This is a genomic window from Desulfoscipio geothermicus DSM 3669 (genome assembly GCF_900115975.1).
Lineage (GTDB): Bacteria > Bacillota > Desulfotomaculia > Desulfotomaculales > Desulfallaceae > Desulfoscipio > Desulfoscipio geothermicus.
Genome location: NZ_FOYM01000037.1, coordinates 1 through 24,457, shown reverse-complemented (window position 1 = coordinate 24,457; position 24,457 = coordinate 1). Strand labels below are relative to the sequence as shown.

General features: G+C 51.6%; 23 protein-coding genes and 1 rRNA gene. 2 read left to right on the top strand and 22 right to left on the bottom strand.

Translation table 11 applies throughout. The features are described from left to right. Position 1: 1 nt before the first annotated feature. From cas10 to BM299_RS16715, 21 genes are all read right to left on the bottom strand, one after another. Positions 2 to 1,801: a type III-B CRISPR-associated protein Cas10/Cmr2 gene (gene cas10, locus BM299_RS16810; RefSeq protein ID WP_092487159.1), complete on the bottom strand. Its 1,800-nt coding sequence runs from the start codon at positions 1,799 to 1,801 to the stop codon at positions 2 to 4. Then, positions 1,798 to 2,721 carry a type III-B CRISPR module RAMP protein Cmr1 gene (gene cmr1 / locus BM299_RS16805; protein WP_092487156.1) on the bottom strand — a complete coding sequence of 308 codons (924 nt, stop codon included), beginning with the start codon at positions 2,719 to 2,721 and terminating at the stop codon, positions 1,798 to 1,800. The genes cas10 and cmr1 overlap by 4 nt, the downstream gene beginning before the upstream one ends. 210 nt (positions 2,722 to 2,931) lie before the next feature. Next, positions 2,932 to 5,340 carry a CRISPR-associated helicase Cas3' gene (gene cas3 / locus BM299_RS16800; protein WP_165608401.1) on the bottom strand — a complete coding sequence of 803 codons (2,409 nt, stop codon included), beginning with the start codon at positions 5,338 to 5,340 and terminating at the stop codon, positions 2,932 to 2,934. Then, the gene (gene cas5, locus BM299_RS16795; protein ID WP_092487150.1) at positions 5,334 to 6,062 is read right to left on the bottom strand and encodes a CRISPR-associated protein Cas5; all 729 of its coding nucleotides are present in this window, start codon (positions 6,060 to 6,062) and stop codon (positions 5,334 to 5,336) included. Before cas5 ends, cas3 begins: the two co-directional genes overlap by 7 nt. A gap of 30 nt (positions 6,063 to 6,092) precedes the next feature. Then, complete coding sequence (locus BM299_RS16790; protein WP_092487147.1) at positions 6,093 to 7,061, bottom strand: CRISPR-associated protein; 969 nt, start codon at positions 7,059 to 7,061, stop codon at positions 6,093 to 6,095. A gap of 97 nt (positions 7,062 to 7,158) precedes the next feature. Further along, positions 7,159 to 9,261: a TM1802 family CRISPR-associated protein gene (locus tag BM299_RS16785; protein ID WP_092487144.1), complete on the bottom strand. Its 2,103-nt coding sequence runs from the start codon at positions 9,259 to 9,261 to the stop codon at positions 7,159 to 7,161. Between the two features lie 275 nt (positions 9,262 to 9,536). Further along, positions 9,537 to 10,304: a CRISPR-associated endoribonuclease Cas6 gene (cas6, locus tag BM299_RS16780; RefSeq protein ID WP_092487141.1), complete on the bottom strand. Its 768-nt coding sequence runs from the start codon at positions 10,302 to 10,304 to the stop codon at positions 9,537 to 9,539. Between the two features lie 370 nt (positions 10,305 to 10,674). Continuing rightward, complete coding sequence (locus tag BM299_RS16775) at positions 10,675 to 11,613, bottom strand: class I SAM-dependent methyltransferase (RefSeq protein ID WP_092487138.1); 939 nt, start codon at positions 11,611 to 11,613, stop codon at positions 10,675 to 10,677. A gap of 286 nt (positions 11,614 to 11,899) precedes the next feature. Beyond that, positions 11,900 to 13,915: an anaerobic ribonucleoside-triphosphate reductase gene (gene nrdD / locus BM299_RS16770; protein ID WP_092487136.1), complete on the bottom strand. Its 2,016-nt coding sequence runs from the start codon at positions 13,913 to 13,915 to the stop codon at positions 11,900 to 11,902. A 90-nt stretch (positions 13,916 to 14,005) separates the two neighbouring features. Further along, complete coding sequence (nrdR, locus tag BM299_RS16765) at positions 14,006 to 14,470, bottom strand: transcriptional regulator NrdR (RefSeq protein ID WP_092487133.1); 465 nt, start codon at positions 14,468 to 14,470, stop codon at positions 14,006 to 14,008. 307 nt (positions 14,471 to 14,777) lie between these two features. Continuing rightward, positions 14,778 to 15,071 (bottom strand): YlmC/YmxH family sporulation protein, encoded by a 294-nt coding sequence (locus tag BM299_RS16760; protein WP_092487182.1) that lies wholly within the window; start codon positions 15,069 to 15,071, stop codon positions 14,778 to 14,780. A gap of 208 nt (positions 15,072 to 15,279) precedes the next feature. Then, entirely contained in the window at positions 15,280 to 15,489 is a 210-nt protein-coding gene (locus BM299_RS19125) for a hypothetical protein (protein WP_131820674.1), read from the bottom strand. Between the two features lie 141 nt (positions 15,490 to 15,630). Beyond that, positions 15,631 to 16,404 carry an RNA polymerase sporulation sigma factor SigG gene (sigG, locus tag BM299_RS16755; RefSeq protein WP_092487130.1) on the bottom strand — a complete coding sequence of 258 codons (774 nt, stop codon included), beginning with the start codon at positions 16,402 to 16,404 and terminating at the stop codon, positions 15,631 to 15,633. A 109-nt stretch (positions 16,405 to 16,513) separates the two neighbouring features. Beyond that, positions 16,514 to 17,215, bottom strand: coding sequence for an RNA polymerase sporulation sigma factor SigE (gene sigE / locus BM299_RS16750; protein WP_425429499.1), 702 nt, complete (start codon positions 17,213 to 17,215; stop codon positions 16,514 to 16,516). 76 nt (positions 17,216 to 17,291) lie between these two features. Continuing rightward, complete coding sequence (locus BM299_RS16745; RefSeq protein ID WP_092487124.1) at positions 17,292 to 18,218, bottom strand: sigma-E processing peptidase SpoIIGA; 927 nt, start codon at positions 18,216 to 18,218, stop codon at positions 17,292 to 17,294. 159 nt (positions 18,219 to 18,377) lie between these two features. Next, positions 18,378 to 19,439, bottom strand: a complete 1,062-nt coding sequence (gene ftsZ / locus BM299_RS16740) for a cell division protein FtsZ (RefSeq protein WP_092487121.1) — start codon at positions 19,437 to 19,439, stop codon at positions 18,378 to 18,380. Positions 19,440 to 19,490: 51 nt separating this feature from the next. Continuing rightward, positions 19,491 to 20,693 (bottom strand): cell division protein FtsA, encoded by a 1,203-nt coding sequence (gene ftsA / locus BM299_RS16735; RefSeq protein WP_165608400.1) that lies wholly within the window; start codon positions 20,691 to 20,693, stop codon positions 19,491 to 19,493. A gap of 71 nt (positions 20,694 to 20,764) precedes the next feature. Then, on the bottom strand, positions 20,765 to 21,115 hold the full coding sequence (locus BM299_RS16730) for a small basic family protein (RefSeq protein WP_092487116.1): 351 nt from the start codon (positions 21,113 to 21,115) through the stop codon (positions 20,765 to 20,767). 23 nt (positions 21,116 to 21,138) lie between these two features. Next, positions 21,139 to 21,816, bottom strand: a complete 678-nt coding sequence (locus BM299_RS16725; protein WP_092487113.1) for a DUF881 domain-containing protein — start codon at positions 21,814 to 21,816, stop codon at positions 21,139 to 21,141. Between the two features lie 19 nt (positions 21,817 to 21,835). Then, complete coding sequence (locus BM299_RS16720) at positions 21,836 to 22,540, bottom strand: DUF881 domain-containing protein (protein WP_092487110.1); 705 nt, start codon at positions 22,538 to 22,540, stop codon at positions 21,836 to 21,838. Between the two features lie 26 nt (positions 22,541 to 22,566). Then, the gene (locus BM299_RS16715; RefSeq protein WP_165608399.1) at positions 22,567 to 23,304 is read right to left on the bottom strand and encodes a cell division protein FtsQ/DivIB; all 738 of its coding nucleotides are present in this window, start codon (positions 23,302 to 23,304) and stop codon (positions 22,567 to 22,569) included. 246 nt (positions 23,305 to 23,550) lie between these two features. Here BM299_RS16715 and BM299_RS16710 point away from each other — a divergent pair, with 246 nt between their 5' ends. Then, the gene (locus BM299_RS16710) at positions 23,551 to 23,805 is read left to right on the top strand and encodes a hypothetical protein (RefSeq protein WP_092487104.1); all 255 of its coding nucleotides are present in this window, start codon (positions 23,551 to 23,553) and stop codon (positions 23,803 to 23,805) included. Between the two features lie 182 nt (positions 23,806 to 23,987). Continuing rightward, positions 23,988 to 24,176, top strand: a complete 189-nt coding sequence (locus tag BM299_RS16705; RefSeq protein ID WP_092487102.1) for a hypothetical protein — start codon at positions 23,988 to 23,990, stop codon at positions 24,174 to 24,176. A 174-nt stretch (positions 24,177 to 24,350) separates the two neighbouring features. Here BM299_RS16705 and rrf read toward each other — a convergent pair. Beyond that, positions 24,351 to 24,457: ribosomal RNA gene (rrf, locus tag BM299_RS16700) — 5S ribosomal RNA — on the bottom strand; the annotation flags it as partial.

The window sequence follows — 24,457 nt, the reverse complement described above, 5'->3', positions numbered from 1 at the left end:
CTTATCTCACCTCCCCGGCCAGAAAACCCGCCAGATTTAACGCGGAGAGGAAATTTCTCAAACTGCGGCTGCCGTAATAAAGGCCTTCGACATTTTTATAAAGATTGCTTACGGCCAGCTTTTTCCGCAGTTCATATGCTTTTGGCGACTCGCCCGGCTTTTTCCGGAGGAGGCAGGACCTCTTTATAAGTCTGTTAACTTCCGCCAGGATCAGGTTATCCTCTAACAGACAACCTTCTTCATCCATCAACTTGATGAATTCACGATTTAAGCTTTTGATGAAGTTGTTGGAAAACTCCTGCCCAGCGGCGTCCGGGCCTGCTGTCATAGCTTCTTTATCGTCATTTCCGCCGGTTGTTATCTTGTCCACAAGCCCGGCCAGTAAGTCCACCGTCCAGTTACCGTCATGTCGCCACTTATAAACAGTTTCATGCACTTCACCGGAATGTTTTATAACAGCCAGGGCAAAGGCGTCCTTATCCCCGTCCAACGTTTTGGCCGCTTTTTCCATTTGCCTGGCCCGGCTCAATACCTCGCCCAGGGGAGTTTTCCAGTGGGCCACAACCACACCGGCTGAAAAGGTAAGTTTGTTGTCCGTATATTTACCTACGTCGATCTCGTCGAACCGGCGCCTGAGTTCTTTTAAAACAATTAATAAATGCTTCACATTAATCAAACCGAGAAAGTCGTCACCTCCAGCGTAAACCGTCCTTCCCCTGGGTCCGGATAGGACTTCTCGCCGGGCAGCTTCAGCAAACAGACCCAACTGTCTGCTCAGCTCATTTTGAAATTCCTCCAAGGAGTTAATGTCTGATAGAAAATTACCGGCAAGCCACCTGCCCATATTGTCGCCGTCGAAAAGAATCACCGCATAGTAAGGTGTCAGGTAGATGTCCCGCTTCCGGAAAAACTCAAAAGCCTTCTGTGTTTCCCTCTGCTCAAGAGGGGATAAATGGGCTGGTAGCGGCCTTTTGTTTTTTAAGTCAAATAGGGCTGCGGCATTTACATTTTTCAGCACCGCCGGCTGGAGCCACCTGTGCAGCACGTCCATCAGGGCGATATCCGCCGTGGATGGGAATTCTTCCGTATATTTAATGGAGGGGAATTTCCCGATATACTCATCAGTTAAAAAATATTTAACAGCACAGCGTTTGATAAAGGCAATGGCACCCAGCTTTTCCCGTTCATCCAGGTATTTTAAAGGCAACCCGGCCGGCAGCGGCACGGCAAAATCGGGGACAAAGCCTTTATCCTGGCCCTCCCGGAAAAAAAGGACGTTGTGTTCGCCGGTGATAGAGCATTTGCGCGCCGGTTCCTGGGAAAAGGAGGCAAACTGCCTGGCGTTCTTCACCGCTCCCAGAGCCCGCTCTACCTTCCGGTATGATTCCGCATAGCACCCACTATGGTATTCCTGAAACACCCAGAATATCTGCCAGAAGTTGTTTACCTGGTCGTAATAACTTTCGAGAAATTTAGGGGTGCAGGCCACTTTCATCCCTGCCAGGATTTTCCCGGCCATCCGCCTGAAAGTATCCCGCACTGTATTCTCCAGATCCCGGCCCATGGCCAGGTTTCTTTCCCTATCGCCGTCGTCCACCACCGCCAGAAAACGGTTTATCAGGGCTTCATTGGCAAGATGCGGAAAGATAATGCGCGCATTGTAAACCATACGGGCCTTCTCCGCGGCCACCCGGCAAAGGTGGGAAAGGATAAAGCTGCCGGCGTACAGGTCCTGCGTCTTCCGCGCCTGGACAATGAAGTCCTGCACCGGGCTGATGCTGAAAAGAAACAAATACTTCATAAAACCGCCACCTTGAAAGCTTGTTGCACTGCGATGTTCCCGCACAGGGGTCTTTCACTCGCGGTGTTCAGCGTAGTGATAACGGGCCGGAACCGGCCGCGTCCGGATATTACTGTGACATAGACCGGTGAGGCCAGCCGCCCCTTTGGGCCTGCAAAGCCGAGGTAGTCTTCATCATGGTTGTGAGAAGCCCTTCCGATGGTTTTCAGCAATTCCTTCGCCGAACCGCATTGCCTGCCGATGGCTATTTCCCGGATAAAGGGATATTGCCCGTTAAAGGCGTCGTTTAACACTATACTGTTATTATCAATACGGTATTTGCCCGGCGCAAGGATGTTCAGCAGTTCCATAATGTACTCCAGGCTTGTTTCTCTTCCCACCCCCCGGTCATCGACACCGCTGATTTCAAAGCTGCCGAACCCCCGGCGGCTTCTCTTGCCCAGCCCGCCAAGGATTGAAGTTAAAGTGAAAAGAGCCCGCAACCGTTCCGGGGGAAATGCCACAAGAGGCCGGTCGTAAAAGAATTTGACAAAGAACTCCTGCCCCGGAGAAATGGCGCTTCGCTTCATTCCCTTTTTGCACCTGCCGCCTTGCTTTGCCGCGCAAAAGCAATCCCCGCCGCCGCTGTGGTGCGGCAGCAGTTGATAATTAGCGGTTTGCAAGAGCGCCCTCCCACTCATCCTGATCCTGAAGATACTTTTCCCCTCTTCCTCGCCAACTCCGCCAAAAATCCCGGCCTCTGTTTTTTTCAACCGCGCCAAATCACTTTCGGCCTGGACGGCCCGCCACCAGAAGCGCATGGCGCCCTTCAGCGAAGGGGCACGCAACTCCGGAACTGCGTCACCTTTTGCCCCGTCCGCACCGGCCAGGAAAATGGGCGTCAAAACGCGGCAGCGAAAAGTGAGCTTCTTTATTGTCATGTGTTTCACTCCTTCCCTTCCCGGTCGAGCCGGTTCGGTTCACCCTATACGCACAGGTCCTCCCTCCGCCTTTGCGGCAAATGAAAAATATTCGCTACTACATAATAAAGTAAGGCACTAGAGCCCTTGTATCACAAGACAAGGAAATATTTGTCGCCAAAGTCCGGTTAATAAATAGTCTTCATAATGACAGTCTTTAATTAAACGCAACTAAATAAACCAGATCTCTTTTTCATCATCTATGGCAATAAAGGAAAGACCTGTTTCCCTGGAGTAAAGCGAATCTACCTTGATACGCAAAATAGCTTTGTTTTCCACTGGCTCCCCTATTTCCCTGGCTGTTTCCTCAGGCACCTGGACGATAAAGTGCTGCATCAGACCCACGAACTGCTTTTTATCAGTATATTCCAGGGAGGACAAAAACCCCCTGGCAGCATACCTCTCCCAGATCTCGTCCGGGTTGCGGCAGCCAAATTTTTTCATGGCCAGGTCCACTTCCGGAGGCAATTTGCCAAAAACGAGTGGCACGAAGACACCGTATTGAGGTATCTGTCGACCAAAGGGACTCAGCCCCGCCGGTGCTGTATAGTAGCCCCGGGCGCCTTCCAGAATTTTTTCCAGCAGCGCCTGGCGGGTGTTACGCTGAAAGCACATCTGGTAATACCGGCGGACAAGTTGTTCGGCTGTAGCTTCGTCAAACATTTTGTTTTCAGCCAGGCAGATGTCGGTTATCTCCCGCTGCTCCCCGTCCCTGTAAACATAAGACCTGGTTTTCTTTTCCCCGCCGCGCAAAAATTCAAAGAGAAAAAGCTCGCCCTTCTCACTTTCACCGTGCCGGTTTACGCGCCCCGCCGCCTGCACCAGAGACGGAATCACCGGCAAAGCCCGGAATAGTTCTCTGAAACTTAAGTCCACCCCGGCCTCTAAAACCTGGGTGCATACAACCAGGGCACCCCCGTTCTCTAAGGAGGATTTGATGGCGGCGATCCTCTCTTTTTTATGCAGGGGCGTCATCCGCCCGGAGAGAAAATGCACTTCGCCTTTTGGCAACTCACCGCGCACCCGCTGGTAAACTCCAGCGGCGTCCTGCACGGTATTTAAAATGGCCGCCGTGGAACCGCAAATATGATAGGACTTAAGCACCCTCTCCGCCAGGGAATATTCATCCTCTGTACCACCGGTCTCCACCTGGTAGCGGTTTGAAACAGGTTCAGCCCGGCCCAGGGAAACTACTCGGCCAAAAACTCCACCGTCGGTACGGGGCATAGTTGCAGTGACAAACAAAAATTTCGCGCCTAGTTCGGCAGTTGTAGCTTCAGCCAGCACCAGGAAAAGGTTCCAGGCGTCAGCGTTGATGATCTGAGGTTCGTCAACAATTACAAAGGCATTCCTCAGGCCGGCCAACCGCAGGGTATTTTGGGCGCGATAAGGAAAGAGGGCCAGGAAGAGTTGGTTGAAAGTGGTGGCCACTACCGGCACCTGCCAAGTTTCTAGGAGCAAATCTTCCGCCAGTTCCTGCTCCACCAAGCCCTGAAGGGCAGAGAGATGGTGGTGGGTAAGCACAGGAAGCCCGCTGGCCCTCCTTATTTCCAGGGCAGCCTGGGACAAGATAGAAAGGTAAGGTGCTACGTAAATAATCCTCCTGCACAGGCCCCTTGCAACGGCTTGGAGGGCCACAGAGAGGGCGGTCATGGTTTTGCCGTAACCCGTAGGCAGTTCTAGGGTAAAAATTCTCTCCTGCTGTTCTTTCAGGAAGTTATCCACCGCAATCTGCCGCCATTTATCCCGAACCTCCAGGATTGATTGGTCGGCCTGCCCGGTCATTTCACTTCTGCGTACGCTGCAATACTGCCGAATCCTGTCCCAGGCCGAGACGGCCTGGGTCGGTGACAGGTAATTATTCTCATCAGCAGTGAAATTTCCGGCATGCAAGCGGTCGGCGGTTATCAGGCGGGAATTCTCTTGCTGAAGGCAAAGGCGTGCCCCTAACTCGTACGGGTTTCCGTCCCTTAATAGTTTTTCCACCCAGGTGGACATCTCAGTTGTCCACCTGGGCCAGCAGTCAGGACCAGCTATGGATGATATTTTTTCCACCAGAGACTGTGGTTCTTTGATGTACATATGCAGCCAGTCATCTATTTCCGGGAAGTAAGGTGCGATCAGATTAATTATGCCCGGGACGTCCACCTCCAGAATATCAATGGGTGCATTGCTCCCCGTCCACGGTGGAAAATCACCGTTAATGTCTTCAATCCTGCCGTGGTGGCTGTAAAGGAACTGGGTCAGGTTGACAGCCAGGTGGCACAGACTCTTTCTTTCCTGCCTGGCCGGTCGCCAGACCTCCAGAAGATCGGCAAAAACAGCTGCAAAGAACATGGCTCCGGCATAGGCATGGGGCACGCCTTTTTTAGTTTTTCCCTGAATGTATTCTTGCCACCGCCTGCTGCTTTTTCCCGCGTCGTGCAACAGCCCCGCCAGAAACCTCAGCCGCTCCGGACGGTTTCCGGCCGGGTTGCCGCAAGCCTCAGCCACGGCCAGCAGGTGTTCCTTTAAAGGGTATGTTTTGTTTCCATCGGCCGGGCGGGCAATGCATTCATCCAGTGGAAGGCCCTTTACCACAGGCACACCACCTTGCCTTCGGGCAACCTTAGTATTTTACAGTCAATTTCCGGTGATTTTTGAGTCTTTACTTTAAGGGACCTGCAGTTTGTTTCGTAAATGACATTCATCGTCTGCTCGAAAACCCGGCCACCGGCATGACGGTAGGGAAGGGCCCTGGCCACGGCGTAATTTCCTCCGGACTCAACCAAAATCTCCTGAATAACCCCCTGGGGTACCACGCAGGAAAAGGGTAAATACTCACCTTCCCCAGGCGCTATCTCCATCAGTGGGTATATGCCATGGAAAATGGGGAAAGTAAGGCAATAAGCCGATCCCAGGTAAGTGTGGTAAACGCTTTGCCCCGCTCTGATCCGCTCCGCCAGCTCACCCAGTCTGCTACCGGTGTAATATATCAGGTAGTGAGGAGACACCACCAGCTCAATGGTAGTCAGCCGGTTAAAAGAATCTCCTCCGCCCCCGGTGAAGCCCTTCCCATGCATGGACATTTGGGCGCAGACCGTACGCACCGGCCTCAATAGGCACAGACCCACAAAATGTTCTTCATTCAAAAAGGCCGCTCCCGCTTCCTCATCAAAGTTTATACCCAGCACCGAAGCCAACAGGCCGTGGATAGTGGGCCTGGGGGGAAAGGGGTAGGTGGCATGGGTAGCAGTAGTATCGGGTTGACGAAAATGAGCCAGGGAGCCTTTAATGCTAAAAACCAGCACTTGGTCATACATACTTTCTATTGACCTCCTTACACGAGGTGCCTACCACATTTTCCACTCTTCCCCCGGCAATTTACCTTTTATCCTTAAACCCGGAGTTTTTATCCAGCGCACCCTGGCGATCTTGTCACAATGGGAGCCGTTACTGCCAATAAGCTCGGCTAATTTTGAAACGTCCAAGGTTACTTCTTCCAGTGAAGTGGGCGGCTGTCCACCAAGCCAGGCGTCTCGCCCCGGCTCCAGGTTGAGATATTCTTCCAGGTAACCGATGCGGAAAAACTTGTCCTTATATTCCACGTGAATTAACAAGAGCGGCTGCTGGATACCCCGGCCGCGGGCCTGCCTGTGCAGGGTGCCCTTCCAGAGTCCCTCTAACAGCAGTTCCAGATCGTCCTCGCTCATTTGTGTTTCTTCCGCAATGGAGGCATTGATCACTCCCGGCATGACAAAAACTGCAAATGGCAAGGTATAGGTGGTCCAAATGGTACCCTGTTCCTTGCCTTCCTCTTTGCCGGTATCACCCACATCACTACTGGGCATGACTACTGTTCCCTGGACATACCTAGTTTCCACCGGGTGCATAGAGTGAGCCCAGCCAAACTGCACCGGGCCGGTCTTATGAAAGCTTTTTTTGGACACACTAAAAACCGCGCCGAAAACCCGCATATCGAAGGCGGACTCCAGCAAAGCTGCAGGCTTGTCCGGGTGCTCCTTGTGGCCCGCCCTTTCCAAAATAGCATCCGCCAGACTGTTCCGCCCCAGCAGCTTGCCATCGGGCGTTCTCTCTTCTCGGCAGAAAACGTAGTAGCGGCCGCCTTTACCGCCCCCATCCGGGTACTTGGCCAGCACATAGTCCCGTACGTCCCTTTTAATGCTGACGTCGGAAAGTGATATCCTGCCGTCGTCCTCCCCGAAAATACGCCTGGCGTCTGAGTCATTCAAAGGATCTCGGTTGGGTATCCCATCCTTAACAGCCTTGACAAATAAAATTTCTCCGCTGGAAACTGCCATTTAAATAGTCCCCCTCTTAAATAGTGTTAGATTTTGCAAACTTTTTGAGTACACAGTAATTAGTTAACTATAATTAAAAACAAGATACGCTGTTGTTTTAACTCCCCTCTTTAGCAGCCTCGGGAGCCAGCATATAGCCACTCCAAAAGGCACCCATAAACTCATCCCGGTTTCTTTCCACCTGCTGGCGCAGGCGTCTGAATTCGCTCTCCACTACCCCGGCGCGACGTCGAAAATCATCAGGCAAATTGATGTCCAGTTTAACGGCATATTCTTGAAAGCGGCTTAGGGCCTTGCGCCAGACCATGTCCGGCGTTAGCTTGGAACCAAAAGTCATTACCCGGTGTTTGATAAAGTCCTTTCCCTCTGATTTTTTTTCCTTGTTCCCGCCAGTATTATAATAGTACCAGCGCCCAAAACGGTTAGTGAGGTACCCGGCGGCAAAGCCCAGTTCTTCCACATTACTAAAAGTCAATTGATCAGGTGCTGTTTTAGCGATCTTGTCCAGCATCTGGCGCCAGTCTGACACAGTGGAACCCTCCTTTAAAATCTCGTTATTATAGAAGTTTAAAAACTTCCCGAAAGCCAGGTAAAAAGCCACCTCTTCCCTTAAACCCCAAAAAGATCTGTCGTCAGGCCGGCCGGCATAACCGTTCATGCGCAGAGCAGCCCCCCGCACAAATCTTTCCCTGTTTACCGGCCGCCGGTTTAAAACAGAGCGCAGGGTGTGCCACAGGTAGCCGCCGCCATAGGCCCTGATTAAGATATAGAATAAAGAGCGGTAATTGTCCGCCATGAAGTCGGTTTCTGTAACGGCTATTTTCCGTTTGACTTCCGCCGCTTCGTCGGCCACCTGGGGCATATAGTCGGCTAGAATTCTCAGTGTGGAAGGCAGCACATCCTCAATCACCGCCCGCAGTTGAACATCGGCCTGGGATGCTTGGTAGTAGACGATGGTCAGGCGGTAATCGTCACTGTTGAAGTCACCAGGTAAAACAGCTTCAAAGCCGGTGATGGCGGCAAGGGCCAGGTCGTTTTTGCCCTTGCGCATGTTTTTACTGCGAAAGGCATCCAAGGCTTCCTTCAGCATCTCTCCGCTCTCAGCAACGTCTATTCCTTTTCGGAAAGGTAAAACGAGGGCGCAGCCGTGGATGGCTGGAAGCCTGGTTTTGGACTTTTTGGCTGAATCCCTACCGGTTGCTGAAGCTACCGGAAGAAAAAGCTCCCTGGTCAGGTAATATGGCAGGGGAGCTGAAATCTCACTAAAAATACCTGCCCCCATAATCAGGGACGAATAGCATGACCGGCACAAGGCCCCCACTGCTCCGGACAGGTCCGGCTTATCACCCCGAAATCTCTCCGAAAGGGGCGCATCCCAAGTGTAACTCAGCCAGTTCCAGGCTTTACAATAAGGTGAAACCGCTTCTTCCTGCTTTCCGCAGATTGAGCATTTTTCCCGCCGTCCCTTTTCCATCCCCTCGGCCATCTTGGACTCCCAAAAACAATTCTCTAACTTAGCAACGTCGGCGACAATATACTTGCCGGGATAAAGCTCGCTCTCTCCTACCAGGATGTATCGGCGATCACCCATCACCGGTGCTCTGTCCATATAAAGGTAAGTTTCGTCGTCCTCAGGAAATACTATGGCTATCAAGGTATATCCCTGGTTCTCTTTAGCAACCACATTTGCATTTACTTTTTCCATCAGGTCGCTAATCTGCCCGGCAATGGCCTCTAGATCACTTCCAACTATGTCTACAGGCAAATTTAGGGTTTTATCCAGCCTCTTGCGGAGAAACCTGGCCACCTCGTTCGAGGTCGTCATTTTAGATACACTATTAGGGTAAGCCGGGTATACGGCTACCCCGTAGCGCCCTTGGGGCACGGTAGGATTGCCACCGGAAGCCAAAGCATAGGGCAGGGCCAGGCCGCGAGCGGTATCCGCTACGAATGCCGCCTTTTTTTTCTTGCCGCCTTTCTTTTTTTCCCTACCCCCTATTTCATTGTATTCTCCCCAGGTCATGAGGGGCAATGTAGCGTACTTCAGTCGATCTTCCTCGCGAGCTAACTCAACAACGATAACATTTTCGAGAAACCTTCCGTCAGTTGAGACATCCGTAACCTGGTGGAGGATCTCGGCAGCTGTCATACCGTGGGCCAGGAAAGGTTCACCAATAGAAATCAATTTCTCTAGAAACACCCATTTCACCACCTTTTTAAATTAATTAATAATCCTTCTAGGAAGAATAAAATACAAAGCAAAAAAACTAATTTAAATTCCTTATAAGGTACATGTAACAAAACAAAAGAACTATAAAATTATTTTTTACTTTAAAATAACATAAACCTTAAAAAATTTTAAGTAAAATTTTCCAGCAAACTTAGACATAATTCTACAATATAAAGCACGCTTACTAACTTTTTTGCCCTTTCCCCCGCAATATCTGTGAGACTTTATTTCTACCGAAAACAACATCATTTTTTACAGCATTTAAGACCATGACTATTGAGAACCTTCTCCACACACCCGTACCCCTGGCTCCCCTTTCCCCCCAGGCCGGCGTCCAGGGCCATTTGCAGAAGATCCCGGGGGCCGTTTAACCTCAGGCGGCAGGTGTAACCTTTCACCACGGTATTCTTGTAGGACGTAACGTGCAGGCGGGGCCTGTTCAGGGGGCGGGCCCGGATCTCCCCCTCCGGCGCCCGGCGGCCGTGGAAGGCCTCGTACTTTTTAGCCAGGTTGGCCGTGATCAGCCTGTCGAACTCCCTTTCCCCGGGCTGGTAGTAGCAGGTATACTTGCCCCCTTCGGGTCTCAGGAGGGTGCTGTAAACCACCACCGGTGAAAGAGTGCGTACAGTCAAAACATCACCCTCCGCTTTTTGCTCATCAAAACGCACTTCTTCCACATAAAAAAGGGATTGCCCGAGGCGGACGGAACTTTTTGTGAGCAGGTTGTTGATCAGCGAAAGAAATAATTCCGTGTCCGGTGAAGTAATTACCAGGGACACCCCTTCCGGAAAGGCAATGGTCCCCGCGGTTCGATCGAGGGAAAACCTGCCCAGCAGCCGGGAAAAGGAAAACATTTTAAAGCTGCGCTTGCCGCTTTGAAAGCCCCCGTCATGGAGACGGGCGGCCATGTCCTCCGGTAACGCGGCATAAATAGCCGACTGGATAAGATAATTGTAGTGAATGGGTATGGCCGGCGAGGACGGGTCCATCCTCAACTTGATGTACGTGTGCAAAGCGAGCCTCCTATAAAACAAAAATATTTTGGTGCCAGGTGTTGAAAGTTGAAAATCGAAGATTTTGCAACTTTCAACACCTGGCACCTATCGAACGTGTGTCTCGCGCGAACTTTTCGAACAACCTCTTAAAGTATCAAACCACAAATAAATCCAGACTAAAAAAAATCACCGGGTTCATTATGCCTGCACCCGGTGATAATACTATCCATTTCTACATATCTTTGCATATTCCTTGCGGACAGACTCTTAAATTTTAAAAAACTTCACCAAGGTTTACCGTCAGGTCTTTCAATACAGGAGACACCAACGGTTTCTTACCGGTACGGGCATACAGGTGCGGCGCGGCCTCCGCTCCCCCAAAATCTCCTTACCGTTTCACAGCCAAAATCAATTGCCTGCCGCCGACCTCCACCCAGGGGTCCGCCGTTAACCCGGCATCCTCCAGCCAAGTTTTATATTGTTCATAAGTCCAGGTTCCCCCGGAAGACGTGTTGACCAGCATGTTTACTGCAAAAAGGGCGGCCCGCGGGCCGGTGCCCCGGATCATGTCGTTGATGGCTAAACGGCCGCCGGTTTTAAGTTCCTTAGCCGCATCGCGAAACAGTTTCCTGTTTTCCTTTTCACCATAGATGTGGCACACGTTGCCCAGGTAAACCAGATCAAAAGGCCCCCGGGGCAACCCCCTGGTGAAGTCCCCCTTTTCCATGCGGATGGGCAAAGAGGGGTCAAGTTGGGGCTGCATCATATCAACAATTTCCGGCAAATCCAGTACAGTGACCTTCGCCCCTTTTTCAGCAAATGCCATGGCATAGGTTAAAGGACCGCCACCTACATCAAGAACCCTTGCATTGGCCGGCAAGCCCCGCAAACAATATTCGGCAATTAACGGAGCGTTTTGAGAGGCATGGTGTTTCATAGCCGCCATAAAATTTTGGGCCCTTTCAGGGCTTTTCTTTTTAGGCGCCGGTTGGCCGCTTTTCATTACCTCCGGCAGCTGCATCCAGGAGTTAATTAAATTATAAGTATGCATAAATGAAAAGCCCGTATATTTTTCATGGCCGGGTTCATAAAAAACGGCGTGGGCTTCTTGGGTCAATTTGACCTTATCTCCCTCGTAGGTCAGGTATCCCAGGGCCACCAGCGCTTCTGTCACCGTCCATACAGCCCTGGGGTCGCATTCCGTTCTGGCAACAAGTTCTTGCAAATCACACGGGTTATCCTTTACGGCGTCAAACAAACCTGTTTTTACTGCCGCTCCCACTATCAAGAACTCCTGCGGTAATTGAAAGTTATCTGTATTAGGCACCGAATCACTCCTTTTCTTAGCATATGTATATATACTATGCTCACATCCCCGCAATTACATTTCAACCCGGATACCCGAAAACCTGCCGCGCAGTACATGCAAGCGCAGGGGCTAAAAAGGGAAAAGGGCACCGGAAAAAGCGTAAAAGGGGGACAGGCACCGATTCACAAAACGAATCGGAGCCTGTCCCCCTTTTACGAGCAGTCCCCTTTTTTTGTCAGTCTCCTTTTTTCCCAGACATTCAAATCAACACCCGGCACCGGAGGCACCGGAGGTGCGCCGGAAACTAAAACTCGTGCACGATGCGGTCTTTCAGTTCCGCCACCTTGCTGTCGTTGAACCGGTCCACCGTGCTGAGATAGCCCGTGATGCGACGCACCCGCCGGATGGCCGTGGAACCGCAGCGCGGGCAGGCGTCCTCGTTGATTACCCCCAGGGTGTTGCAGCCCGTGCAGAAGTCCACCGGGAAGTTCACTGCGGCGTACCCCATGTCGCTGTCCCGCATGTGCCGGACGATGGCCTCCATGGCTTCGGGGTTGTGTACCGGCGGCGAAGCCATTTCCACGTAGCTGATATGCCCGGCGTTGCAGTATTTATGGTAAACCCCCTCCAGGCTGATCTTGTCAAAGCTGGAGATGGGGAAGTCGACCGGCACATGGAAGGAGTTGGTATAATACTCCTTGTTGGTCACGCCCGGAATAATTCCGTATTCTTTGCGGTCCATGGCGATAAAACGGCCGCTCAAACCCTCCGCCGGTGTGGCCAGCAGCGTATAGTTCAGGTCATACTCTTCGCAGGCCTCGTCTATCCGTTGCCGCAAGCGGGCGACGATCTCCCGCCCCAGCGCCTGGGCGTCCTTGTCCTGGCCGTGATGTTTACCGGTCAAGGCCGTCAGGGCCTCGGCCAACCCGATAAAGCCCACCGAAAGAGTGCCGTTCACGATGGCTTCCCGAATAGGGTCGCAATCCCCTAGGTGCCGGGAGTTCATGTATAAATGCTGGCCCATGACAAAGGGCATATCCTTGACTTTCAGTTTGGCCTGCACTTCAAACCGGTGATACAGCTGGCGGATGGCCAGGGTCATCATGTCGTCCAGCAAACGGTTAAACCTTTCCAGGTCCCGCTCCGCCTTGATGGCCAGCCGGGGCAGGTTGATGGTGGTGAAAGAAAGGTTGCCCCGCCCGTCGGTCACCGCCGGGCCCCGGCGGTTGGCCATCACCCTGGTGCGGCAGCCCATATAGCTCACCTGGTCGCCCCATTCCTTGTTGAAGCTGGAGTCCATGAAACTAAACGTGGGGTTGAGCCGCTTGGCCGCCACCCGCAGGGCCAGCTTGAACAGGTCGTAATTGGGGTCTTCCGGGTTTAAGTTTACCCCTTCCTGCACCCGGAATATGATATTGGGAAAGATGGGGTTTTCACCCCGGCCCAGGCCGGCTTCGTATGCTAAAAGCAAGTTGCGCGTCACCTTGCGCGCCGCCTCGGAGGTTTCGGTGCCCACATTTATAGAACTGAAGGGCACCTGTGCGCCGGCTCGACTATGCATGCTATTAAGATTATATACCAGCGCTTCCATTGCCTGGTAGGTCTCGTCGTCGCCGGCGTTTTCTACGTACGGTGCGATATCCCGGTCGAAAAAGGCGAAGGATTGCCCGCCGTGCATATCGTTCTGGGAACTTTGCAGGATTATGGCCGCCAGCGCCGTGGCCGAAGCAGGCCGCCTGGGCGGGCGGATATACCCGTGACCGTTGTCAAACCCTTCGGCCAGCAGCCGCCCAAGAGGGATCTGGATACAAGTGAGAGTTTTTCCATAAAAATCCAAATCATGAATATGGATGTCCCCCCGCTGGTGGGCCAGGGAAAATTCCTCGGGGATCAGCCGGGTCAGGTAATATTTCTTGCTGGCCGCGCTGGCTATTTGGAGCATCTTGGCCGAGGGAGAGTTGCTGATATTGGCGTTCTCCTTGCTGGTCTCCTCCAGAATTTCCTCCACAACGTCCATCAGGTCGCTCTTGGCATCCCTGATCCGCGTGCGACTGTCCCGGTAAAGAATGTATGCTTTGGCCGTTCTGGCGTGACCCGCTTCAATGAGCACCTTTTCCACGACGTCCTGCACGTCCTCCACGCCGAAGGTCTGGCCATTGTATTTTTTCTTAAGTATTTTAAGCACTTCGATGGTGAGTTCCATAGCGGTCTGCCGGTCTTCGCCGCCTACCGCCCGGGCGGCCCGGAATATGGCATCGGTAATTTTGCTTTCATCAAAGGGTACTTCCCGACCATCTCGTTTACGGATAACTTTGAACAATTTTTGCAGCCTCCTCTAATACAAATTTATCTCTTTATTTATAAAATTAATTATCTTAAACTCTCCTGACCTGTGCTTGTCCATCATCTTTCAGAACTCACCGTTTTTCTTCAGCAATTGTTCAATCTCGCGCATGAATCCCTGCACGTCCCTGAATTCGCGGTAAACCGAGGCAAAGCGGACGTACGCCACTTCATCCAGATCGCGCAGACGCCGTATAACATGCTCCCCTATATCCCGGCTCCGCACCTCCCGCTCCATGGTGCTCCTCAGGTCCCGTTCTATTTCACCCGCCATATCTTCCAAAAGGCTGGTGGGCACAGAGCGTTTTTGGCAAGCCGTTATCATACCGGCCAGCAATTTCTGCCTGTCAAAAGTTTCCCGCCGGCCATCCTTTTTCACCACCATTAGCGGAAGCTCGTCCACCCGTTCATAAGTGGTGAACCGCTTGCCGCAGTCACCGCACTCCCTGCGCCTGCGCACTGAATTACCATCCTCCGCCGGCCGGGAATCAAGCACTCTACTGTCCATTTTACCGCAGTACGGGCATCGCATGGCCTTCACCGTCCAGTAAGAGCAATATATATTGTATTGAAGCTAAAGAAATTATACTAAATTTTGTTTTAAAAATAAAAAAGGAAAACGGAACCAGAAATATTACTATCTTTGCTTAGCTTATTTTTGCTAACGCGCCGGCTGTTTATCATAAAATATCAATTCAGGGGACCGTCACATTAAAAAACCAAAAAGGGGACAGGCACTTTTTTCAAAAAGCGAAAAAGGAGCCAGTCCCCTTTTTGGTATACTTAACATTAAATAACCACATGATAAAACCGCGCCGCGATAAATAAGTAATTGCATTCTACCAGGTTTCTTTGACACCGCCGTGCAGTTCCGCGCCACGCACACTGTAGGATAAATCAACCAATATCACATCTATGCCGATTTTTCTGATTTTTTGCCAGGGCACCACAATCTCTTCCTCGCGCCCGAGGAAACCCATGAACCTGCCGCCACCGCCGCCGTGCCCCGGCAATATTATGGCGTTGATGCGACCTTCTTCCAAATTGATATCTATATCCTTGATCGGGCCGAGGCGACGCCCGTCCGCTATGTTGATCACTTCGCGCATCCGCAGATCGGATATTTTAACCACGTAAGACACCCCCATAAATATGTATATGAGGGCTTTTACTAAATCTGAACATAAAAAAAGACCGGAAAAAAAGGGGACAGACCGTAAAAGGGGACTGGCTCCGGTAAAAGGGGGACAGGCACCATTTTCAAAAAACGAAAATGGAGCCAGTCCCCTTTTACCGGCCCGGTGCCAGGCAAACAGGCAAAAAAGGGGACAGGCAACTTTTTCAAAGAACGAAAAAGTAGCCTGTCCCCTTTTTTGCCTGTCCCCCGTCAAATGGTTCAGCTGCGTGTACGAAAGTTGATTCTTCTTCGTAATACAGGTTATCGGGGTTATAGGTGTAAACAACCTCTTCATCCCATATGGCCGTCCCGTGAACCGGCGTCGCGGCAAGTAATACCAATATGCAAATACATAGCAGCCGGTATTTTCGCACGACGCCCACCTCCTTGCAAAACCCTGCACAGAAATATACCCTGACAACGTTTATTCATTTACAGGCAACCGCCCGCCAGCAACTCAATTATACATCATTAACCACTAACCGACCACAGACCACAGACCACCGGCCACCAATTCACACATGCTTGCGCATGTGGTTTAAGGCCGCCTTTTCCAGGCGGGAAACCTGGGCCTGGGAAATACCGATTTCTTCGGCCACTTCCATTTGGGTTTTGCCCTCGTAAAAGCGCAGTGTCAATATTAACTTTTCCCGGTCACTCAACTTGCGCAGGGCTTCCCGAATAGAAATGCCCTCCAGCCAGTTCAAGTCCAGGTGTTTTTCATCGCTGATCTGATCCATCACAAATATAGGGTCGCCGCCGTCATGAAAAATCGGTTCAAAAAGCGAAATCGGTTCCTGAATGGCATCCAGGGCAAAAACAATATCTTCCCGGGGCATATTCAATTCCTTGGCGATTTCATTGATGGATGGCTCGCGGGAATGCTTGTTCACCAGGCTGTCGCGCACCTGCAGGGCCTTGTAAGCCACATCCCGCAGGGAACGGCTTACCCGGATGGGGTTGTTGTCCCGCAAATAACGCCTGATTTCACCGATGATCATGGGCACGGCATAAGTAGAAAACTTAACATTCTGGGAAAGGTCAAAGTTATCGATCGCTTTCATTAAACCGATGCAGCCCACCTGAAAAAGGTCATCCACGTATTCACCGCGGTTGGTGAACCGCTGAATGACGCTCAGGACCAGGCGCAGGTTTCCGTTGATCAACCGGTCACGGGCAGAGGTATCACCGTTTTGCATGGCAATGAACAGTTCCTTCATCTGGGCGCTGGTTAGTACCGGGAGTTTGGATGTATTTACGCCACAAATCTCTACTTTGTTGACCAGCATGACTCCCTCCCACCCTTTCCCGTTATTATCCGTTAATTCAATCTCATTATTACCTGGGGCTTGTTAAATTATACATGGCCATGCCGTTTGAAAAAGTATAACGCCCATTTTACTCCATGCGGTTGATTTCCTTTTTTAATCGCTTGATGATGCGCTTTTCCAGCCTGGATATATAGGATTGAGAAATTCCCAGCATATCCGCCACTTCTTTTTGCGTTTTTTCTTTCCCGCTGTTCAACCCAAAGCGCAATTCCATTATTTTTCTTTCGCGACTGTTTAATTTCTGCAGGGCCAGATACAGCAGTTTGCGGTCCACTTCCTCCTCTATATATTTGCATATCACATCGTTTTCCGTACCCAGCACATCCGAAAGGAGCAATTCATTGCCATCCCAATCGATATTCAACGGCTCGTCGAAGGAAACTTCCGTCCTGGTTTTATTATTCCGGCGCAGGTACATTAATATTTCATTTTCTATGCATCGGGATGCGTATGTGGCCAACTTGATCTTTTTGGCCGGGTCAAAGGTATTGACGGCTTTGATCAAACCGATGGTACCGATGGATACCAGATCCTCGATCCCCACCCCGGTATTTTCAAACTTGCGGGCGATATACACCACCAAACGCAGATTTCTCTCTATCAGCACGCTGCGCACGGCACTGTCCCCTGATTCCAGTTTATCAATCAGGTAGGTTTCTTCATCGGTGGTCAGCGGGGGCGGCAGGGCTTCACTGCTGCCGACATAGTAAACTTCCGACTTCAGGCCCAGCCGGTTCAGTATGTTCAAAATGGTTAAGCGTAAGAACAACTTTAATTTCCAAACGCGTATCAATTATTTCCCCCCCTGATTTAGCGTTAATGGCCTGCGCGGGCACAACACGGGCTTACCCCGCTATACCGGTTTCCAAAAGCGCGGGCGACAGCAGCGCCCGGCACGGTGTATCCCCTTGCAGGCAATCATGGTAAAGGGCCACCACCACTTTATCGGTCTTGAATAATTTACCGCCATGCCGCAGTTCCACCTCATCCGGGCGAAAGCCGAGCAGCCAGCCGTTTTCCCGGCCCACAGACCGGTAAGGAATAATACGAAAATGACCCTGCATCAAGTCTTCGCCCAGTTCCGTCAGAACGGCGGCAGCCTCTTCCCGACCATGCTTTTCCACTGTCGCGCGCACCTTATCCGGCAGAATATCCTTTAATGCCTCATACTCCGCAATAATCACGGGGTTGCCGGTCAGGGGGTCTGTCAAGCTGTTTCCGGTGTCCAGCAGTGCCGACAGAGAGGCTGTTCGCTCCCCCCGGCGCACCACCAGATCGGCGCGCAACAGCGGCAGCATCAACCTTTTACGCAGGGCCGCCGGCAGTAACCCGCCCAAGGCCCAGTAAACAACCAGCGTCAGTAAAATCCCGTACCATAAATAAGTGTCCACGGCCTGCATGACGCCGGTCAGCCGGCCGTCGGAAACTTTGTCGTGCATAAAATTGATGATGCCCAGCACTGTACCGCCCAACGCAAACGTACTTAAATAAAAATAGGCCAGCAGCGTGAGCGCTTTTTTGGGCGGACCGGGCAAAAAAACCACCGCCACCATCAGCACGGATACCGCCAGCTTGTAACCGGGGGCCAGGTAATTTTCCAGAGCCGGGATAAAGGCAAAAAGCGAATAAACGGCCCCCACCATCGCCCCCGCCAGCAAGCGCCGGCGGCGCACCGCCACCCTGCCCAGTTTGGCCGTCACCCACAGAATCATTAAATTCATAACCAGACTGCCGGCAAACACCTGGTCAACATAAACTACATAAGATGGCATTCTTTTCCCACCTGTAAGGACAAAAGTCCTCTGTTACATGATATGGTGCGCAATTTGCGTTTATGATATAGAAAAAATAAAAGCCCCGGCTTTATTATACATGCCGTGGCTGGTAAATTTTGTTATTAATTGTCAACTACAAGGCATTTCCATTCGACATTATCTCCGGCGCAAGAAGGCCGGAATGTCCAGGTCATCATTGGTGGTAAACGGTTTTACTTCCATCTTGTCGTCGCCGGTCTTTTTCTTTTGGGCCCTGGTATACTGTTTCTGGTCAAATCCGGTGGCGATTACGGTAACCCTTACCTCATCCTCCATACGTTCATCAACGACCGCCCCGAATATGATATTTGCTTCGGGGTCTGCCGCCTGGGCAATAATTTCGGCCGCTTCATTCACTTCAAACAACCCCAGGGAAGTGCCGCCGGTAATGTTTAGCAACACGCCCCTGGCCCCCTCAATGGAGGTTTCCAACAGCGGGCTGGAAATGGCTGCCCGGGCTGATTCCACGGCCCGGTTGTCGCCGGAGGCGCTGCCGATACCCATTAAAGCGGAACCGGTTTCTTTCATGATGGTTTTAACATCGGCAAAGTCCAGGTTAATCAGGCCCGGTACGGCAATTAAATCGGAGATACCCTGGACGCCCTGGCGCAGCACGTCGTCGGCGATACGAAAAGCCTCGATGATCGAAGTATTTTTTTCCACCACCTGCAGCAGGCGGTCATTGGGAATGGTAATTAAAGTATCCACTTTTTCTTTTAAATTTTGTATGCCCATTTCGGCCTGAAGCAGCCGCTTTTTTCCCTCGAAAGTAAATGGCTTGGTCACTACGCCCACGGTCAAGGCACCCATTTCCTTGGCAATCTCCGCCACCACCGGCGCCGCGCCGGTGCCGGTGCCGCCGCCCATCCCGGCAGTGACAAAAACCATATCCGCGCCCCGCAGCACCTGTTCGATATCGTCCCTGCTTTCTTCCGCCGCCTTCTGGCCTATATCGGGATTGGCCCCGGCGCCCAACCCCTTGGTCAACTTGGCGCCGATTTGTATTTTGTTGCTGGCCAGGGCCATTTGTAAAGCCTGGGCGTCGGTATTAACCGAAATGAACTCCACCCCTTTCAGCCCGGCACTGATCATCCGGTTGACGGCATTATTTCCGCCGCCGCCCACTCCGATAACCTTGATGTTAGCAAATTGATCCAGCTCTAATTCAAAGTCCAGCATTTAAAAATCCTCCTTCTCGGGGATCAGAAATTTCGTTATGTACGGTAAATCTTAGCGCAACCAGCTTTTGAAACGACCCACAATACCTCCCTCCATGCCGCGTTTCAGCATGCGGGTCCCCGGCCTTTGACCGGCTCCCCACATGGCCAACCCGATGGCGGTGGTATAGCGGTATGTTTCATCATCTCGCCCTTTTTCCGGTACGGCCCGGGGTATCCCCCTGCGCACGGGCATGTCCCACCATTCCTTTGCCAGTTCGGGCAACCCGGCCAGCCGGGAGCCGCCCCCGGTAATTACAACGCCGCCGGGCAGCGATGAAGTTAATCTCAATTGTCTGATAAATTGATTAACAAAATCCAAAATTTCTTCCACTCGTGACCTGATGATCCTGTGCACCAGTTCACCCGGGACAGCATGCAGGTTTTCGCCCGCCAGGTTTTGCACATTTATATGACCGGCAATTGGATCAAGACCGTACAGGCATTTAATTGATTCCGCCTCTTCCATACCGGTGTGCAGGCCTACCGCAAGGTCGGCGGTAATGTGCCCCGAACCCACGGGAAAAATGCACATGTGCTCCGGCCGGCCGTAATTGATATATATAGCTTTGGTCATGCCGGCGCCGATATCCACACAAACCACACCCAGTTCCTGTTCCACGCCGGCAAGCACGGCCCTGGTGACAGCCGCCGGTCCGGCCACGGTTTGGATTGCCCGCAAACCGGCGCTGCGCAGACAACGCCGGACCTGTTCCACCTGCTCGCCGGGCGCAGCCACGATCGTAGCCTCCATGCCCAGTTCCCGGACCTTGCAGCCCAGTGGCATGCTGACGGGCCTCCCGTCTAGAAAAAACTGTATACCGGTCACCTGCACGACTGCATAACCTGCGGGTAAAACAGATTGACACAACTGTTGCCGCGCCTCATGCAAGTCCCGCCGGGTGATCCTCCGCTTACCAACAAATTGCAGCCTTGATTTACCGCGCCCGGTAACCATGCCCGGCATATCAATGCTGGCGTAAACGGAGCCGGTATTAACCCCCTCTAAAACCTCCACCCCGGCAAGCGCACTTTTAACAGCGCTTACCGCATTTTCCATGTCCACTATACGGCCCTTTTCAATGCCGATGGACGGACTGTAACCATAACCCAAAGGTTCCTGTTTGGCCCCGCAGCCGTTTTCCAGCACGGCTATGGCAATCCCGGATGTGCCGATGTCCAGACCAACCACGATATCTTTATCTGTCCCGGCCAAGCAGGCTTCCTCCTCAACCATTCTTTACTTAAATTGTAAAATTCAACACCCAGTAAAAATTCCCTTTTTATTTAGGTAATTTTATTTTTTAAAATATGACGGCGAATAATGGCCAGATTTTGAAACAGGCGGACACCGAACGCCACCACGGCGGCCAGGTACAGGTCAATGCCCAGACGGTCACCGATATAGGTTAATCCCGCCGCTAACAGGGCATTGCTGAAAAAGCCGGTGACAAAAATGCCATGATCAAACTTATCCTCAATGGCCGCTCTGATTCCGCCAAAGACCGAATCCAGCGCCGCCAGCGCCGCCACGGACATGTACTTGGCGTAATCCTGGGGCAAAATAACCGGAATGTTAAACCCAATCAGCAGCCCGATCAACAAACCCGTAGCAGTTAACATTATCCCCAACCACATTGCCTGGTCACCCGCTTCCATTATTATCTTTCGGCATACGCCGGTATTGTCAGGTCGTCGTGTTTTTCCACTGTTATGTCAATACCCAGGCTGCGCAAGTATTCTACCAGCCCGCCCGGCAACTCCAGGCTGCTCACCAAAGTATCGGGGTTACCGACAGCCAGCACCTGGTAAGGCGGCACCACCCGCCTGGTGTTAATATTTATAAAAGGCGCAGCCAGCCTGATTTCACTGGTGGCAATGATCCGCTGTCCGTTGATGGAAATGGCCTCGGCCCCGGCGCCCCACAATTCGTTGACCACTTTCAGCAGGTCTTCATCCCTGATGATAAACAGCCCGGGAGGCATGCCGGGCTCCGTCTCATTCTTCGGGTTATCCAGCACCACTTCCACCCCGGGACCGGTAACCGTAACCAGGCCCGCACTCATCCGCACCTTGTTCAGTTCGCCCCGCAAAGCTTCAATGGCCTCGCTTTTGCCCTTGTTAACCTGATTAAGCTTGTAATTCAGGTCGGCAATTTCTTTTTTTAAATTTTCCTGTTCCCGATTGATTTGTTTCAAATCGGTCAGCAACTCCTCCGCCCGGTTGGCGGAAATGCCGCCGGGCGACCGGTTGACCACCCGAAACTGTACAGCCAACATAATTCCCAGGATCGCCGCCACCAGCATGATGGATATATACACAGTTGTTCTTTGGGACACCGACCGCCCTCCCCTCTATCTATTTTTCCGGCCTGGCGTATTCAAAAACCAGGCCGCCGGTATAAGCGGGTACGGTTACTTCGTCAACCTTTTTGACATCCACCTGGATACCCCAGAACTGAAGAGAATCAACCACCCCGCCTTTCATTTTCAATGAATTGGCCAGCGTGTCCGGATGGCCGACAGCCGAAATAACAAAGGGCGGGCTCAGGCGCTGGTTTTTATTCAGCAGGATAGTCGGTCCGATGCAGCGCACTTCCGTGGTGGAAATCAGCCGCTGGCCGTTTATGGAAATGGCCTGCGCACCGGCCGCCTTCAATTCATTTAAAATGCGCAGCACGTCCTCATCATGCAGTACGTATAAATTTGGATTTGCCCCGGGCTGCAGCACTTTACTGCTGTCATTGAGAGTTACTTCCACACCGGGCCCCTGTACTTGGGTCATGCCCGCCTTTTCGCGCGCCCGGTCCAGTTCCTCCTTCATCCGGGCCAGTTCCGGCCCGGCCGCCGCCTCGTCCAAACGGGCCCGCAACTCATCCACCCTGACCTGCAGCCGGTCCCTTGATTCCCGGGCCTTGTCCAGTTGCTGCGCCAGGGCTATGGGTCTGTCCAGCGCCGGGGTATTTTGGGTGATATGCCTGGTAACCCGGAACTGTACGGCTAAAATAATGCCCATAACCAGCCCCACCAGCAGCATCACCCAGTAATACGACTTGGTTTTCATATTCCGAACCCCCAACTTTTATCCCGTTAATCCTTGTACTTTACCACCGGCGAACCGACGTAAGAGAAATCCACATACTCAATACTTTTATGCCCGTCCTGCAATTCCTGCTGCACCTGCAAAAAGTAACTGCCTTTGACAGCCACGTCTTCGGGCAAACCCAGGCGGCACTGTATCCCATCCAGGGTATACAGGGTCACCATCCCGTCCTTGCCGATATGCACCTCGGACAGCTCTTTCCGCAACCCGGCGGGCAGTTCCTGCACCACCCGCAAAGCGGTTTTCAGTCCTTCCCCTCTTACGGGTTGCCCCGGTCCCGCCACCTGTACCGGCATGCCGGTAATTACGGGCAGGCCGGAGGCCGCCGCACTCCCCTCGCGCAGATAATAGCCCTCGGTGTCCAGTTCCAGAAAACGTCCGTCCGCCACCACCAAAGCCACAGATACGCGTTCTTCCACCTCGATTATTACGTTGTCGGGCAATTTTCTGGTGATACTCACGTCCTTAACAACCGGTAAAACTCTCACTTTTTCTACGGCGGTTTGCAAATCGGCCTTAAAAATATTCATGCCCGTCACAATACCGGAAACCTTTATAAGTTCCCCGGCAGTCAGGGAATTATTACCTCGGACGCTGATTTTGGATATGGTAAAAATGGGTGACTGCAGCAAAACATAAGCGGCCATAAGCACGATAAATATAAAAAAAAAGCTCTGCCAGAAGATAAACTTCTTTTTTTTTGTCCTATACACCATGCCTTCCATTGGCTTTACTCTCCCAATAGTTATTTTACACATTGAAATACATTCTACTTAATCATTATAGAACACGTTTTAACACTTGTCCAAATAAATGTGTCACTGGAAGACTTTCATATATTTACCTCTTATTCCCGTGGAATTGCCGGCCTTTTTATTTTCCTGCATGCGACTGCCTGGCGAAAATATTGCATATTTTTCAAAATGAGTGTAACCTATGTTTATAATATACTTAGGGAGGTTGAAAAAAACATGCAACATACTACCAATACGCGGGTTGTTTTTGCTGATTCCATGGATGAAGCCAGGGAAAAATACCTGGCCATGAACATTAAAACCCATGACCCCAATGCCGTGCTGGAATGCTACAGGGTATTCGAACTGGAAGACTTCGATATTAATGAAGATTTTAATTTTGTCGGCGAGATCTCCGTATCGCCCGAAGTCATGCAAACAATCCGCCAGGACCCGGAAAGAGCTTATGTCCTGTATTACATAGAGGAGTAAAAAGGGGACAGGCTACTTTTCATGGCATTATATGGTTTAAGATTAAGCAGATGGTAAAATGACAACTTTTTTACAAAAAGAAACGTCTGTCCCCTGGCTCTGTGTTTGGTGGGAATTAATTTTTTGCGGGATGAAAATAAAACACCTACCCTGGTTAAGCTATTTTCTGGGAGGTGATTGTTTTGAACAAGTATACAGTAAGAGGTCCGGGGAGGGAGTGTATTGAAATTAACGCCAGCAGCCTGGATGAAGCGCTGGCGCAGGCTAAAAGCAGGTACCCCGGCAAACATGTGGAAGCCGACGCTGCCGAAGTCATCTACGTTTGCAGCCCCGGAGAAAATCCCGACGCCTGCCAGACGAGGCTCCAGTAAAATGTTAATGCCCCGGCTATTCCGCCGGGGCTGTTTTTCCGGGTCAGACTTAAACTTCTTTAAACTAACTATATTATCGATATATAGCATTTAAACAGTTAGTTTATATAAGTTTAAGTCTGACCCTTAGTAGAAAAAGCTCCTGGTTTTAGTCCAAGAGCTTTTGAAAATTAATTCCGGCAACGACCTACTCTCCCGGGGACGAACCCCAGTACCATCGGCGCTGGAGAGCTTAACTGCCGTGTTCGGGATGGGAACGGGTGTATCCTCTCCGCTATGGT

Bases quoted from the DNA above. Each gene is read 5' to 3' on its own strand.
- cmr1 (WP_092487156.1), bottom strand. From the start codon at position 2,721: ATGACAATAAAGAAGCTCACTTTTCGCTGCCGCGTTTTGACGCCCATT.
- cas5 (WP_092487150.1), bottom strand. From the start codon at position 6,062: ATGTATGACCAAGTGCTGGTTTTTAGCATTAAAGGCTCCCTGGCTCAT.
- BM299_RS16745 (WP_092487124.1), bottom strand. From the start codon at position 18,218: ATGCCATCTTATGTAGTTTATGTTGACCAGGTGTTTGCCGGCAGTCTG.
- ftsZ (WP_092487121.1), bottom strand. From the start codon at position 19,439: ATGCTGGACTTTGAATTAGAGCTGGATCAATTTGCTAACATCAAGGTT.
- BM299_RS16710 (WP_092487104.1), top strand. From the start codon at position 23,551: ATGCAACATACTACCAATACGCGGGTTGTTTTTGCTGATTCCATGGAT.
- BM299_RS16730 (WP_092487116.1), bottom strand. From the start codon at position 21,115: ATGTGGTTGGGGATAATGTTAACTGCTACGGGTTTGTTGATCGGGCTG.
- sigG (WP_092487130.1), bottom strand. From the start codon at position 16,404: ATGCTGGTCAACAAAGTAGAGATTTGTGGCGTAAATACATCCAAACTC.
- cas10 (WP_092487159.1), bottom strand. From the start codon at position 1,801: ATGAAGTATTTGTTTCTTTTCAGCATCAGCCCGGTGCAGGACTTCATT.
- nrdR (WP_092487133.1), bottom strand. From the start codon at position 14,470: ATGCGATGCCCGTACTGCGGTAAAATGGACAGTAGAGTGCTTGATTCC.
- BM299_RS16790 (WP_092487147.1), bottom strand. From the start codon at position 7,061: ATGGCAGTTTCCAGCGGAGAAATTTTATTTGTCAAGGCTGTTAAGGAT.
- BM299_RS16715 (WP_165608399.1), bottom strand. From the start codon at position 23,304: ATGGAAGGCATGGTGTATAGGACAAAAAAAAAGAAGTTTATCTTCTGG.
- BM299_RS16720 (WP_092487110.1), bottom strand. From the start codon at position 22,540: ATGAAAACCAAGTCGTATTACTGGGTGATGCTGCTGGTGGGGCTGGTT.